The 13,225-nt window shown below is 60.1% G+C and carries 10 protein-coding genes and 1 tRNA gene; 2 read left to right on the forward strand and 9 right to left on the reverse strand.

The genetic code is table 11. From position 1 onward, the window contains the following. Nucleotides 1–38: 38 nt before the first annotated feature. Nucleotides 39–1,796, reverse strand: coding sequence for an arginine--tRNA ligase (argS, locus tag CO667_RS13965; protein ID WP_097618931.1), 1,758 nt, complete (start codon nucleotides 1,794–1,796; stop codon nucleotides 39–41). Nucleotides 1,797–1,858: 62 nt separating this feature from the next. Further along, nucleotides 1,859–3,076, reverse strand: coding sequence for a deoxyguanosinetriphosphate triphosphohydrolase (locus CO667_RS13970; RefSeq protein ID WP_097618932.1), 1,218 nt, complete (start codon nucleotides 3,074–3,076; stop codon nucleotides 1,859–1,861). Between the two features lie 222 nt (nucleotides 3,077–3,298). Between CO667_RS13970 and erpA the strand changes: the two genes are divergently transcribed. Together erpA and xth are read left to right on the forward strand one after the other, a co-directional pair. Continuing rightward, on the forward strand, nucleotides 3,299–3,631 hold the full coding sequence (erpA, locus tag CO667_RS13975; RefSeq protein WP_097618933.1) for an iron-sulfur cluster insertion protein ErpA: 333 nt from the start codon (nucleotides 3,299–3,301) through the stop codon (nucleotides 3,629–3,631). A 190-nt stretch (nucleotides 3,632–3,821) separates the two neighbouring features. Next, on the forward strand, nucleotides 3,822–4,613 hold the full coding sequence (xth, locus tag CO667_RS13980; protein ID WP_097618934.1) for an exodeoxyribonuclease III: 792 nt from the start codon (nucleotides 3,822–3,824) through the stop codon (nucleotides 4,611–4,613). Between the two features lie 33 nt (nucleotides 4,614–4,646). Here the strand turns inward: xth and exoR are convergent, their stop codons facing one another. The 7 genes from exoR to CO667_RS14015 all read right to left on the reverse strand — a co-directional run bounded on the left by exoR (nucleotide 4,647) and on the right by CO667_RS14015 (nucleotide 13,187). Then, nucleotides 4,647–5,450: an exopolysaccharide production regulator ExoR gene (exoR, locus tag CO667_RS13985; RefSeq protein ID WP_097618935.1), complete on the reverse strand. Its 804-nt coding sequence runs from the start codon at nucleotides 5,448–5,450 to the stop codon at nucleotides 4,647–4,649. Nucleotides 5,451–5,472: 22 nt separating this feature from the next. Further along, nucleotides 5,473–5,940 carry a hypothetical protein gene (locus tag CO667_RS13990; RefSeq protein ID WP_097618936.1) on the reverse strand — a complete coding sequence of 156 codons (468 nt, stop codon included), beginning with the start codon at nucleotides 5,938–5,940 and terminating at the stop codon, nucleotides 5,473–5,475. Nucleotides 5,941–6,170: 230 nt separating this feature from the next. Beyond that, nucleotides 6,171–7,436 (reverse strand): OmpP1/FadL family transporter, encoded by a 1,266-nt coding sequence (locus CO667_RS13995; RefSeq protein WP_097618937.1) that lies wholly within the window; start codon nucleotides 7,434–7,436, stop codon nucleotides 6,171–6,173. Nucleotides 7,437–7,835: 399 nt separating this feature from the next. Further along, nucleotides 7,836–10,679 carry a valine--tRNA ligase gene (locus tag CO667_RS14000; protein WP_097618938.1) on the reverse strand — a complete coding sequence of 948 codons (2,844 nt, stop codon included), beginning with the start codon at nucleotides 10,677–10,679 and terminating at the stop codon, nucleotides 7,836–7,838. Nucleotides 10,680–10,795: 116 nt separating this feature from the next. After that, nucleotides 10,796–11,689 carry a DUF2497 domain-containing protein gene (locus tag CO667_RS14005; RefSeq protein ID WP_097618939.1) on the reverse strand — a complete coding sequence of 298 codons (894 nt, stop codon included), beginning with the start codon at nucleotides 11,687–11,689 and terminating at the stop codon, nucleotides 10,796–10,798. A gap of 256 nt (nucleotides 11,690–11,945) precedes the next feature. Further along, a complete protein-coding gene (locus CO667_RS14010) occupies nucleotides 11,946–12,611 on the reverse strand; it encodes a protein-L-isoaspartate O-methyltransferase (protein ID WP_179874138.1) in 666 nt (221 codons plus the stop codon). A gap of 502 nt (nucleotides 12,612–13,113) precedes the next feature. Beyond that, nucleotides 13,114–13,187: transfer RNA gene (locus tag CO667_RS14015), tRNA-Cys, on the reverse strand. Nucleotides 13,188–13,225 lie beyond the last annotated feature (38 nt).

A 13,225-nucleotide genomic window follows, 5' to 3' on the forward strand; every position in this document is an offset into this window, starting at 1 on the left:
ACGCTCAAATGCCAGCGCAATGTGGGGAAATGGTGACGTTATCGCATTTCGTCCGGTGCGGCAGTGCCTGTAATGGCAAGTCCCGACTTCAAAACCGACGCGACGGCGTACACCAGCCCAAGTCTGGCAATACTTGATTCTCGGTTTTTATCATTAACAAATCGTAATTCCGGTTGATCTTTACCTTTGTTCCAGTGCGCGTGGAACGAACTGGCGAGGTCGTAGAGGTAAAAAGCGACGCGATGCGGCTCCTGCGACTGGGCCGCCGCCTCGACGATCCGCGGGAATTCGGCGAGCTTGGCGACAAGCTGCAATTCGGCCGGATCGCCAATGCCTGCAACGGTTTTCGCGAGTTCCTCGGGCGAAACTTCGAGCCCGGGAAAGGCCTCCCTCGCCTGCCGGAAGACCGACATGCAGCGGGCATGCGCATACTGCACGTAAAAAACCGGATTATCTTTCGATTGTTCCGTCACTTTGGCGAAATCGAAGTCGAGCGGCTCGGAATTCTTGCGGTAGAGCATCATGAAACGGACCGAATCACGGCCGACTTCCTCGACGACGTCCCGAAGCGTGACGAAGTCGCCCGAACGTTTCGACATCTTCACCGGCTCGCCGTTGCGATAGAGCTTGACGAGCTGGCAGAGCAGCACCGTCAGTTTCGCCTTACCATCCGCAACGCCGCGTGCAACCGCTTCCAGGCGCTTGACATAGCCGCCATGGTCGGCGCCGAGCACATAGATCATCTCGTCGAAACCACGATCGAACTTGTTCTTGAAGTACGCGACGTCGGCGGCGAAATAGGTGTAGGAGCCGTCCGACTTGATCAGCGGCCGGTCCATATCGTCGCCCACCTCGGTCGAGCGGAACAGCGTCTGTTCGCGATCCTCCCAGTCCTCGGCAAGCTGACCCTTCGGCGGCGGCAACGTGCCCTTGTAGACATAGCCCTTGAAGGTCAGGTCGTTGATCGCCGTGCGGATCGCGGCCGCGCCATTAGCATGCAGCGTGCGTTCGGAGAAGAAGACGTCGTGATGGACGTTCAGCGCCGCCAGATCTTCGCGGATCATCACCATCATCGCGTCGATGGTGCGATCCTTGACGATCGGCATCCACTGGTCTTCCGGCATGTTGTGCAGCCGCACGCCGTAATCGGCGGCAAGCGACTGGCCGACGGGCACGAGATAGTCACCCGGATAAAGACCGGAAGGGATCTCGCCGATCTTTTCGCCGAGCGCTTCGCGATAGCGCAGAAAGACGGAGCGGGCGAGCACGTCGATCTGAGAGCCGGCATCGTTGATATAATATTCCTTCTCGACGCCGTAGCCGGCAAAGGCGAGCAGGTTGGCGAGCGCATCGCCGACGACGGCGCCGCGGCAATGGCCGACATGCATCGGGCCGGTCGGATTGGCCGAGACATATTCGACGTTGACCTTCCTGCCCTCACCCAACGTCGAGCGGCCATAATCGGTGCCGGCGCCGATCATCGAGGCGAGAAGACGCTGCCAATAACCGACGGCGAGGCGAATGTTGATGAAACCAGGACCCGCAACCGAAACATCGGCGACGTCGGCATCCTCCTTCAGCTTGGCGATGATGACGTCGGCCAGCGCGCGCGGGTTGGTTCCGAGCGGTTTTGCCAGCACCATTGCTGCATTGGTGGCGACATCGCCGTGGCTCGCGTCACGTGGCGGCTCGACGGCGATGCGGCCGAAATCGAGCTCGGATCGCCTTTCCCTGACCAGATCGATCTGTTCAAGGGCGGTTTTGATCCTGGCTTCGAAGTCGGTAAAAAGGTTCATCGCACTCTTCCATGCATAGGCTGTGCCAAAAGCAAATCGGCCCTTGGCTGGGCGACCGCTGCCTATCGCAAATCCGGAGTGTGGTCAAACAATCGCCTGTGGGCACTGATCGCGTAGGTGTCGGTCATACCGGCGAGATAATCGCCGACATGGCGGGCCTTCGGCGCATCGGAGAGGCCGGCAATGTGATCGACCCAGTAATGGCTCTGCATCTCCTTTGGATTGGCCATGTAGGCGGCAAAGAGATCGGTGACGATCTGGGCCGCACCGGCGCGGATGCGCATGATATCTGGATTGCGATAGATGCGTTTGAAGAGCATCGCCTTGATCTGCCTGTCGGTTTCGGCCATCCCCTCGGAGAAGGTGGCGACAACCCGGTCGGCGCCGCGGATGTCGGCTGCGCTCTCGGGGCGCAGCAGGGAAAGGCGCTGCTGCGCCACGCCGATCACGTCTTCGACCATGCGGGTGATCTGCCGGCGCATGATTTCATGGGTGAAGCGGCTCGGCTCCAGATGCGGGTATCGCGCCCTCACTTCGGCCATCAGCCCGGCAAGGAACGGGATTTCCTCCAGCATGTCGAACGTCAGGTAGCCGGAGCGCAGGCCGTCATCGATATCGTGGGTGTTATAGGCGATGTCGTCGGCGATCGCTGCGACCTGGGCCTCCAGGCTGGCATAGGTTGCAAGCTCGAGATCGTGCAGTTCGCAATAATCGAGGATCGGCTGCGGGACCGGGCCGCGTGTGCCCACATCATCAGCTGTCAGCAGCGGACCATTGTGCTTGACGAGACCTTCGAGGCTTTCCCATGTCAGGTTGATGCCGTCGAATTCGGCATAACGCCGCTCCAGCTTGGTCACGATGCGCAGCGATTGGGCATTGTGGTCGAAGCCGCCATAAGGCAGCAACACCTCGTGCAGCGCGTCCTCGCCGGTATGACCGAACGGGGTGTGGCCGAAATCGTGGACCAGCGCCACGCCCTCGGCCAGATCCTCGTCGAGCTTCAGGGCGCGGGCGAGCGCGCGGGCGATCTGCGCCACCTCGATCGTATGCGTCAGCCGGGTGCGGTAGTGATCGCCGTCCTGAGCGATGAAGACCTGGGTCTTGTGCTTCAGCCGGCGGAAGGCGGTGGTGTGGACGATGCGGTCGCGGTCGCGCTGAAAATCGGAGCGCGTCGGGCTTCCGTCCTCCGGATAGAGCCGCCCGCGGCTCGTCCAGGGGTCGGCCGCATAGACCGCTCTTTCACTGCTGCCGAAACCTAAAGCACGCGTATCGATCGTCATTCTTCACCGTCATCCTGCATGTTGCCGCATCTGCCCATTGACGCCGCTTTGCGCTCTTCATACCTATAGCCCGACCGTACGGCAAAGAGGCGCTTTCCTAACCGCTTCGGCGCATCATGGCCTTTTTTCGAAGATCATGATAAGTTTGTTTGATATCAGGCATTTGAACATTTGAGTGCCAAAACCCATTCTCTCCGGATCTTGACCCCGGCAGGAGGAAACATGACGGATACGAGTGTAACCCTTTCAGATGCCGCAGCAAAGCGCATCGCTGCGATCGTCGGCGCCGAAGCCGGCAAGAGCGCCCTGCGCGTTTCCGTCGAAGGCGGAGGCTGTTCGGGCTTTTCCTACAAGTTCGATCTTGCCGACGGCGCTGGTGACGACGACGTCGTCGTCGAAAAAAACAATGCCAAAGTGCTGATCGACAGCCTGTCGCTCATCTACATGGCGGGCTCGGAGATCGACTTCGTCGACAATCTGCTTGGCCAATCCTTCCAGATCAAGAACCCGAATGCGGTCGCAAGCTGCGGTTGCGGCACCAGCTTCTCGATCTGAAGATCTGAACACACCACATTGTCCCCATCGAACCGGCCGAAGAATTGTTCTCGGCCGGTTTATCGTCTTGTCCTGTTGCAAAAGACCGCGATAAAAGAAGCGCACCAAAAGCACGTGGCATCACCGCTGATTCATGCGACGCGCTTTAGCTCTTTGTTTTTATGCATGTCGTTATGAACGGGACAGAGCCATGAAGATCGCGACCTGGAACATCAACGGCGTCAAGGCGCGCATCGACAATCTCACCCAATGGCTCAAGGATTCCGATCCGGATATCGTCTGCCTGCAGGAGATCAAGACGGTCGACGAAGGGTTTCCGCGGCTGGAGATCGAGGCGCTCGGCTATCACGTCGAGACGCACGGCCAGAAGGGCTTCAACGGCGTCGCGATCCTCTCCAAGAGTTCACCCTCCGAAGTGAACCGCGGCCTGCCCGGCGATCCGCTGGACGAACAGTCGCGCTTTCTCGAAGCGGTGTTCACGCTGCCCGACACGCGCATTCTGCGCGTCTGCTGCCTCTACCTGCCGAACGGCAATCCCGTCGACACGGAGAAGTATCCCTACAAGCTCGCCTGGATGGAGCGCCTGCGGGCGTTTGCCGCTGAGCGACTGACCTATGAAGAGATGCTGGTGCTTGCCGGCGATTACAATGTCATTCCGGAACCGCACGATTGCTTCGACCCCAAGGTCTGGGAAAACGACGCGCTGTTTCTGCCGCAGACGCGCGAGGCGTTCCGCAAGCTCGAAAATCTCGGGCTGACGGATGCGGTGCGCGCAACGACGGATGCGACGCAGTTCTATTCCTTCTGGGATTATCAGGCCGGCGCCTGGCCGAAGAACAACGGCATCCGCATCGACCATCTGCTGCTGTCGCCGGAAGCCGCCGATCGGATGACGTCGGCTGCGATCGAAAAACATGTGCGGGCCTGGGAAAAGCCGTCCGACCACGTGCCTGTTATCGCCTATTTCGATTTCGCCGCTTGAGGCTCTCGCCTCAGGCCGTCTGAGGCTCTCACCTTAATCGTCGGAGCCGGTCGCGATGCTGTGCGAGAGGGATACTGCCGTGCGGCGGTCGGCCTCGTTGGCAACCGAGAAGGCCTGTTCCTGCAGCGCTTCCATCCAGCTGCAATCCTTCGGCTTGCAGCGGTCGAGTGCTGCCGTCATCAGCGCCAGGCCGCGGGCCGTCTGGCCTTCGTCAAACAGAATATTACCGAAAACCGCCATGGCGCCGGGATGACCGCTCTTGCGGGCCTGGTTCAGCCATTTCTTCGCCTGCTGTGGGCTGGCATTGCCGCCCTCGCCGGCCAGCATCATCTGCGCCAGCTGGAACTGCGCTTCGGGAACGCCAAAGGTGGAGGCCACCTGAAAATAAAGCTGGCGTGCCTGGCTGAGGTCGATCCGGACCGGACTGCCTGAAATGCCGTGCTTGTAATAATTGGCGAGCGAGAGCAGCGCATTGACGAAGAAGCCGGTATCTTCCGAGCCGGGTTCGACGCCCTGCTGGGCGATCTCGCTGTAGATCTTGAAGGCTTCGAAATCATCCTGCGTGACGCCGTCGCCATCGGCATACATATTGGCGAGCGCCCAGCGCGAGCCGGTGTGCCCCTTTTCGGCGGCGTATTTATAGGCTTCGACGGCCTCTTCCTTCTGTCCGTTCTTATAGGCCTTGAAGCCGAACTTGAAGAGGTCGAAAGGACCGGATTCCTTGCTAACGCCCGCCTTGATGTCGAAGGCGCGGGCCGGGCAGGTCATGGCCAACGCAACGACCATAGACATGCCCATCAGCATGAATTTGAACAGTTTGAACTCGGACGTCACCATTTCAACCGATTTCTTTCGCTCATCACAGGCAGGAGGCAGCGGCGCTGGCGCCGTGCATTCCGCGGATGTATTCCTTCGAGGCGAGCGATCCCGCGGCGAGCTCCATGGCTCCTTTGCCCGCGTCGCATCCAGCCCAATGGCCTTTTCTCAAAGGCCGAATTTTCAGCGCATCGTTCAGAACCACCCGGCTCCCGGCATGGACCGACTGCAATCTCCGTGGCACTCTTTCGGCAGGTGCGGCATCCACCTTCCCGCCTTTATCGCATTCGTAAACAGCAAATGTGACGAAACCGGTATCGACAGCTCCGGCAACGCCGGGCTGCTCATCCGAGCGGGGCGAAAACCGCAACAATGAACGGCTCGACGGCGTCGCCGCGGGGCCGGATTGGCGGCTGGAACAGCCTTGTGCGGAAAGCGAAACGACCGCAAACAAACGATTGTTGCCAATCGTATCGCGCGATCTGCTGTTACCGGAAAAAAATCGACCCATGCTACTAACTACACGCACCGTAAGCCTGCCATCTCCTCGCCTGCAAATAGCGGTGCTCCCTCTTTGTGGCGGGAAATGGACAAATTCGCCCCACGGCCACCATACGCAAACCATCGTAAAAAAGTGTTGCTGAATCGTCACAAAACGGGACCGGGAAACGGCATGATTAACGAGCGCAAATAAAGAAGAGCCCGGCAGTGCCGGGCTCTTCAATTCTTCAAATCGTGGAATTAGAACTTGACCTTTAGGCTTGTCGACAGTGCAGCGACCAGATCGTTGCCAAAGGAATAAGAGACATCATCTCCAAACGTGACGCCGTTCTGGGTCACAACGCCGGACGAACCGCTCGTCAACACGCCCACGGCACCGGCAAAGCGCCATTCGATATGTTCGGTCGGCGTGTAGGCGGCACCGAGGCCCACCGTCCAGCTGTCGGTCTGCGCGCCATAGCCCTGGCTGGTGCCGCGGTCCCATGTCAGGCTGACGGCGCCTGCCCACTGATCGTTGAACTTGTGGCCGACACCACCGCTGATCGTCCAGCCGTCACGATAAAGAAGGTCGAGCGAGGTCAGCTCCGTCGCACCGCCGGAAGTACAGGCAGCGAGGCCTTTCGTCGACTTCGGGCAGAAAGGCACAGATTGGAGGACACTCCAGTTCGTCCACTTGACCGATCCGAAGGCGAGCCAATCCGGAGCGATACCGCTTTGCAACTTCAGCTCCAGCGAATCCGGCGCTTCGGCAGAGCCGAAGACGTCCGTGATTTGACCTCCAAATGTCGGCACAACTGGAACCTGACGGAGATCAACGGTGCCGGTCAGGTTATCGTACTTGACGCGGCTGTTATAAACGAGGCTCGCGCGCATCGCATATTCCGGGATCTCGTAAGCCAGACCGGCGCGCCAGCCCCAGCCGCTATCTTCGAGATCGAGGCGGCCGATGCCGTTGCCGGTGCCGAGCAGAAGCGGAAGCGTGGAAACTAACCGCTCCTTGAAGCCCTCGACTTCCTGATAGAAGGCGCCGCCAATGAAGCGAAGCTGTCCCGGGCCGACGTCGAAGCGATAGGAGCAGGTGCCGCCATAGTTGCGGGTTTTGATCTCCGTTTCGATATTGTTGTTGGCGCCCGCCCAGTTCAAACCGGGATTGGAATGCCCGCCAAAGGGCTCGGAATAGTCGATGAGGCAGTCGATCGTATCGGCGAAGCCGGCTTTGAAGCCGATATAGGGAATGGTGTAATTCGCCGTCTCGTCGGCGCTGTCCGGACGGGTGTTCAGATTGCCACCCCCGGTGAAGACGGAGGTATTCGTGTCACGGACGTCCTTCAGCCTGCGCTGCGGTGTGACGTAGGTCACGCCTGACTGAAACGAGAAAGGCGACGTATCGAACAGCTGATCGATATTGTATCCGCCGCGCTCCAGACCGCCGGCGAAGGACGGCGATGCAAGCGACGAAAAAAGAACGAGCGACGTTACGCCCTTGGAAAACCTACGCGATGCCATTGTGTCTCCCCCACTCCAGCAATTGATGTCACGCCACTCTAGTAAGTGTTTACTCGACATGGCAACGCGCCCCACGGCAGCGCTCCCAGGCATTGCAGCGGCTAACTTACGTAAAGAAATTGACGGACACGTCAAAAAATCTGGTTAATAAAATTTTATTCCAGAGTTTTCGATTTTCAGATGGGCTTTTGGGTTTTCGTTCCAAACATTGCGGAAGCTGTATTAATCCGACAACAGTGCCAGTTTTCGCCGACTGGATGGCTGTATAGCCACAATCCACAGGCTCAGCGCCTGAAACCGGCCGCTTTCAGGACCGAATCATGCGCGCCCAAACGACAAAAAGACGCGCCAGCAGTGGGGCGCGTCTTTGAAATAACTTACCAAAATGGACGATGAAACTTATCCGGCTTCGCTCACCCTGAAAAGGGCGGTCTTCAGGCTGGTAATCTGGCCCTTCAGTTCATCGAGGCGCTCGCGCTCGGCCTCCACCACTTCGGGATTGGCGTTGGCGACGAACTTCTCGTTGGAGAGCTTGCCGTTGATGCGGGCGATCTCTGCCTCCATCTTGGCAATCGCTTTTTCAAGCCGAGCCTTTTCGGCGGAGAGGTCGATCAGATTGCCGAGCGGCAGGCAGATCGTGGCCTCGGCGACGACGATCTGAGCGGCGCCCTTCGGCGCATTGTCGGCCAGCGATATCGCCTCCACACGCGCAAGCCGCTTGATGGCGGCGTCGTGGCGGAACAGCCTTTCACGTGTCAGGTTGTTGGCCTTGACGACAACGAGCGGGGCTGTTGCCGACGGCGGCACGTTCATTTCGGCGCGCACCGAGCGGATGCCGGAGACGAGGTCGATCAGCCAGTTGATCTCGTCGGCTGCCGCGTCGTCGGCATAGGAAGGCGACGGCCATTCGGCATGGCAGACCAGCGTGTCGCGCTCTTTGCCCTCGCCGGCCGTATGCGCCCAGAGCTCTTCGGTCATGAAGGGCATGAAGGGATGCAGCAGCTTGTAGATCTCTTCGAGAATATAGGCGCTGCAGGCCTGGGCCTCAGCCTTGGCGCCTTCATCCTCACCGTTGAAGACCGGCTTCAGGAGCTCGAGATACCAGTCGCAGACCTCGTTCCAGACGAAGCGATAGAGCGCGCCGGCAGCATCGTTGAAGCGGAAGGCTTCGAGCGCTTCCGTAACGTCACGTTCCGTACGGGCAAGCTCCGTCAGTATCCAGCGGTTGATGGTGAGTTCTGCAGCTTCAGGAACGAAATGCGGATCGCTCTTGGCGCCGTTCATCTCGGCGAAGCGCGTAGCGTTCCAGAGCTTGGTTCCGAAATTGCGGTAGCCGGCAATGCGGGCCGGATCGAGCTTCACGTCGCGGCCCTGCGCCGCCATGATCGCCAGGGTGAAACGCAGCGCGTCGGCGCCATATTCGTCGATCAGTTCCAAGGGATCGATGACGTTGCCTTTCGACTTCGACATCTTCTGCCCATTCTTATCGCGCACCAGCGCGTGAATGTAGATCGTATGGAAGGGCTCGACCGGATCGCCATTCTCATCCTTCATGAAATGCAGGCCCATCTGCATCATGCGAACAACCCAGAAGGGGATGATATCAAAACCGGTGACGAGAACGTTGGTCGGGTAATAACGTGCAAGTTCCGGCGTTTCATCCGGCCAGCCGAGTGTCGAGAAGGGCCAGAGCGCCGAGGAGAACCATGTGTCGAGCACGTCCTCGTCACGCGTCAGGATCTCGCCCGGCTTGAAGTTTTCCAGCAGGTCCTCGACATAGGCCTTCATCGGCCCCTCATGCGAGAGGTAATGCTGGATCGCCGCCTGCAGCGCCTCTTCCTCGGTCTTTTCGACGAAGACCTGGCCGTCAGGCCCGTACCAGGCGGGGATCTGGTGGCCCCACCAGAGCTGCCGGGAAATACACCAGGGCTCGATGTTCTCCAGCCAGTTGAAATAGGTGTTTTCCCAGTTCCTGGGGATAAACCTTGCCCTTCCCTCGCGCACGGATTCCAGCGCGGGTTGTCCCAACGTCTTGTTGTCGACAAACCATTGTTCCGTCAGCCGCGGTTCGATCGGCACCCCGCCGCGGTCGCCATGCGGGACCATGTGCTTGTGCGGCTCGATCTTGTCGAGGAGGCCGGCCTCCTCGAAAATCTCGACGATGACCTTGCGTGCATAGAAACGGTCCTGCCCTTCCAGACGGTCCCAGGCGCCATGGAGTGCTGCCGGATTGTCGAGACCTTCGAGGAAGTCCTCGTTCTCCTTGATAGCAATAGTGCCATCGACGTTCATGACGTTGATGGCACGCAGCTTCGCCCGCTTGCCGACCTCGAAGTCGTTGAAGTCATGTGCCGGCGTGATCTTGACGGCGCCGGAGCCAGCCGTCGGATCGGCGTAGCTGTCAGTAACGATCGGAATGCGGCGGCCGACGATCGGCAGGATGACGTGCTTGCCGACGATCGGCTTATAACGCTCATCCTCAGGATTCACGGCAATGCCGGTATCGCCCAGCATCGTCTCCGGCCGTGTCGTCGCGACGACGATATAGTCACGCGTCTCGAATTCGGTCGGCTTGCCTTCCTCGTCGAAGGCAATCGGATATTGATAGGTGACACCAGGCTCGAGCGGGTAGCGGAGATGCCAGAGATGCCCCTTCACCTCCTGCTGTTCGACCTCCATGTCGGAGATGGCAGTCAGGAGTTTGGGGTCCCAATTGACGAGGCGCTTGTCCTTGTAAATCAGGCCTTCCTTGTAGAGCGTGACGAATACTTCGAGAACGGCCTTCGACAGGCCTTCGTCCATGGTGAAGCGTTCACGCGACCAGTCGCATGATGCACCCAGGCGCTTCAGCTGGTTGAAGATCAGCCCGCCCGATTCGGCCTTCCACTCCCAAATCTTGTCGATGAAGGCGTCGCGGCCCATCTCGCGGCGGCCCGCCAGCTGCTGTTCCATCAGCTTGCGCTCGACGACCATCTGCGTGGCGATGCCGGCATGGTCCATGCCCGGCTGCCAGAGCACGTCCTTGCCGCGCATGCGCTCGAAGCGGACCAGTATGTCCTGCAGCGTGTTGTTCAGCGCGTGGCCCATGTGCAGCGAGCCGGTGACATTCGGCGGCGGGATCACGATGGTGAAGGTCTCGGCCCCGGGCCTGGCGTTCGCGCCGGCGCGGAAGGCGTCCGCGTCATCCCATTTGGCGGCGATTTTCGGTTCGACGGCAGCAGAATCATAGGTCTTGTCGAGCATTTTCTGACCAATTTCGAGGTTCGAGGGTGGCGTTTGTAAATAGGATGGCCACGGCCAAGTCAATAAAAAAGCCGCCCCGGAGACCGGAGCGGCTTTTCGACGAAAAAGCAATCCGATCAGCGGCGCGGGCCGCGCGCCACGCGCTCGATTTCCTCGCGCACCAGCCGCTCGACCAGTGTCGGCAGATTATCATCAAGCCATTCGCGCAGCATCGGGCGCAGCATATCCTCGGCGATCTCGTCCAGCGAGCGGCGCTCGGCCCCGTCGATCGCGGCGGCGAGCTCCTCGAATGAGCGGCTGATCTGCAGGCCGGCATCCGCCGAAAGCAGCGTCGGCTGGACCTCGTCCATCACGCTCGGCAGGAAACGCTCGGCCGAGGACTGAGCCGCTTCAAAAGCCGGCGGCGCCGTTTCGATAGCAGGCGCCGGCTCGGCGACGAGCACCTCAGGCGCTTCCATCAGCACCGGCTCGGCCGGCTGCTGGATCGGAGCATGCTGAACAGGCGCTGCGGCGGGGAAAACAGGCTGTGCCTGATGCGGTTGGGTTTGCGGTTGCGGTGCCGCGGCGCGCGGCGGCTCCGGTATTGCGGCCGGCTGCGGTTCGGGCTGGCGGAAGCCGCTCGGAATTTCACGCAGCGCCTGACCGGCCTGCACGGCGCTGCGCTCGGAGGCGGCGCGCACGCGGGCGGCGACATCGGCAAGCGACAGGGCGCGGGCCGGCACTTCTGCTTCGGGCGCGGTGCCGGCCGAATTGGCGGCGACGAAACGCGGGTCGGAGGAGCGTGGATCGGAGGAGCGCAGGGCCGGCTCGGGGAACTCCACGCCGGCATAGGTGTCATCCACCGTCAGATGGATCTCGGAGCCGTTCTCATCCTCGTCGGCGCCGTAGACCGGCGGCAGGGATGCGGAAATCGCCTTGCCGGCGCCGGGCTCATTGCTTTCAATGATCTGGCGGATGGAGGCCAGAATTTCTTCCATGGACGGTTCACGCGCTACGCTTGGCTGAGCCATTTCAATCCCCGTTATCCAAAAACAACGACCGGATGATGTGGAGCGTTCACCCGAATCACCACGACCTTAGAATACCCCAGCCATGAAAAAAATCATCGCGAATCAAATGAATGCGGCCATGCACAGTTTTGTTACCTGATGTTTGCGGCATGGCGGCATCAGGATAAATCACGTTTGTGAAGGCTCTCCTGCGGCCCTGACAAAAAAAAACGGGCGCCGATGGCGCCCGTCGCTGAAAGCATCGATACAATCGGCCTCAGAAAACGAATTCGCGCGCCTTGGCGAAACCCGGCAGCGGCTTGACCGAAGCATTAAAAAAGACGTTTTCCGAAACGGCGCCGCGCTCGGCGACGAACACCTTGGCGCGGGCGGCATTACCGTAACCTTCGACCGTGATCAGACGGCCGCCGTCGCGCAATTGACCGAGAAGAGCTGCCGGAACCTCCTCGACTGCGCCGTTGACGAAGATCAGATCGTAGGGAGCGCCGGCGGCGTAACCCTTTTCGAGCGGCCCGGTCACGACCTCGACCTTGGCATAGTCGGCAAGCCTCGCCTTCGCTTCGGCGGCGAGCACCTCGTCGCATTCGAGCGCGATGACGGAGCCGGCAATGATCGACAGCAGCGCTGATGTGTAACCAGTGCCGCAACCGACTTCGAGGACAAAATCATCCTTGGTGATCTCAGCCAGCTGCAGCAGCTTGGCGAGCGGCGACGCCTCCATCAGGAATCGGGCCGGCTTCCCGGGTGCGGCAGCCGATATCTCGACATCGTTGTCGATGTAAGCCAGCAGCTTTGCCTTCTCCGGCACGAATGCCTCACGCGGCACCGTGAGAAGCGCCGTCAGCACGGAATGCGAGGTAACGTCCGTCGTGCGAACCTGGGTGTCGACCATCTTTGCGCGCGCTGCTTCGAAATCCATCATGTCCTCTCGCTCTTTGAAAAGCGGTTCCTGTCCCTCGTCTCTTAATCCCCGCCACGAATGCTTTCAAGGCTTGGCAGCCGTCGGCGAAAAGAATCCGGCAGGCGCCTCTTCCGCGCCACAGCGGAGACGCGGCGCTGCAGCTCAAGCGTGGAATCCCCTGCCCCTTCATGTTATGATCTGCAGCGGAGGAAATAGGAGGAGCAGGCCATGTCTGCGATTTTCGAATATTTCACGCTGTTCGACCTCTTCATCGTCGCAGCGCTCATCGGCATATTCTGCTGCGGGCTGCTGGACGGCGAAACGCACCTGAAGTGACAGGGCGCTGAAGCGCGCTCAAAAACAGTCCCTGCATGGCGCCTGCGGCAATATCATGCCGGCGGACGCAGGTTGATCTCCGCTCGGTTCCTTTGAAATAACAACGCGATTGCCGGCCGCGCCTCAGGCGCGATGCCGCGTCGCTGAACCAGCCGCAATCAGACAGTCTATATCACGTGGAATTTTTTGGAGGCCTCGCCCGGAATTGAACCGGGGTACAAGGATTTGCAGTCCTCTGCGTCACCACTCCGCCACGAGGCCTCACGCGCTCGTTATCTGAGCCGTGGCGAGCGTTTAGA

It is taken from the genome of Rhizobium sp. L43, assembly GCF_002531725.1.
In the GTDB taxonomy this organism is placed as follows: Bacteria; Pseudomonadota; Alphaproteobacteria; order Rhizobiales; family Rhizobiaceae; genus Rhizobium.

Excerpts from the sequence above, each read along its gene's own strand:
- argS (WP_097618931.1), bottom strand. The coding sequence starts at position 1,796 with ATGAACCTTTTTACCGACTTCGAAGCCAGGATCAAAACCGCCCTTGAA.
- CO667_RS13970 (WP_097618932.1), bottom strand. The coding sequence starts at position 3,076 with ATGACGATCGATACGCGTGCTTTAGGTTTCGGCAGCAGTGAAAGAGCG.
- erpA (WP_097618933.1), top strand. The coding sequence starts at position 3,299 with ATGACGGATACGAGTGTAACCCTTTCAGATGCCGCAGCAAAGCGCATC.
- xth (WP_097618934.1), top strand. The coding sequence starts at position 3,822 with ATGAAGATCGCGACCTGGAACATCAACGGCGTCAAGGCGCGCATCGAC.
- exoR (WP_097618935.1), bottom strand. The coding sequence starts at position 5,450 with ATGGTGACGTCCGAGTTCAAACTGTTCAAATTCATGCTGATGGGCATG.
- CO667_RS13990 (WP_097618936.1), bottom strand. The coding sequence starts at position 5,940 with ATGGGTCGATTTTTTTCCGGTAACAGCAGATCGCGCGATACGATTGGC.
- CO667_RS13995 (WP_097618937.1), bottom strand. The coding sequence starts at position 7,436 with ATGGCATCGCGTAGGTTTTCCAAGGGCGTAACGTCGCTCGTTCTTTTT.
- CO667_RS14000 (WP_097618938.1), bottom strand. The coding sequence starts at position 10,679 with ATGCTCGACAAGACCTATGATTCTGCTGCCGTCGAACCGAAAATCGCC.
- CO667_RS14005 (WP_097618939.1), bottom strand. The coding sequence starts at position 11,689 with ATGGCTCAGCCAAGCGTAGCGCGTGAACCGTCCATGGAAGAAATTCTG.
- CO667_RS14010 (WP_179874138.1), bottom strand. The coding sequence starts at position 12,611 with ATGATGGATTTCGAAGCAGCGCGCGCAAAGATGGTCGACACCCAGGTT.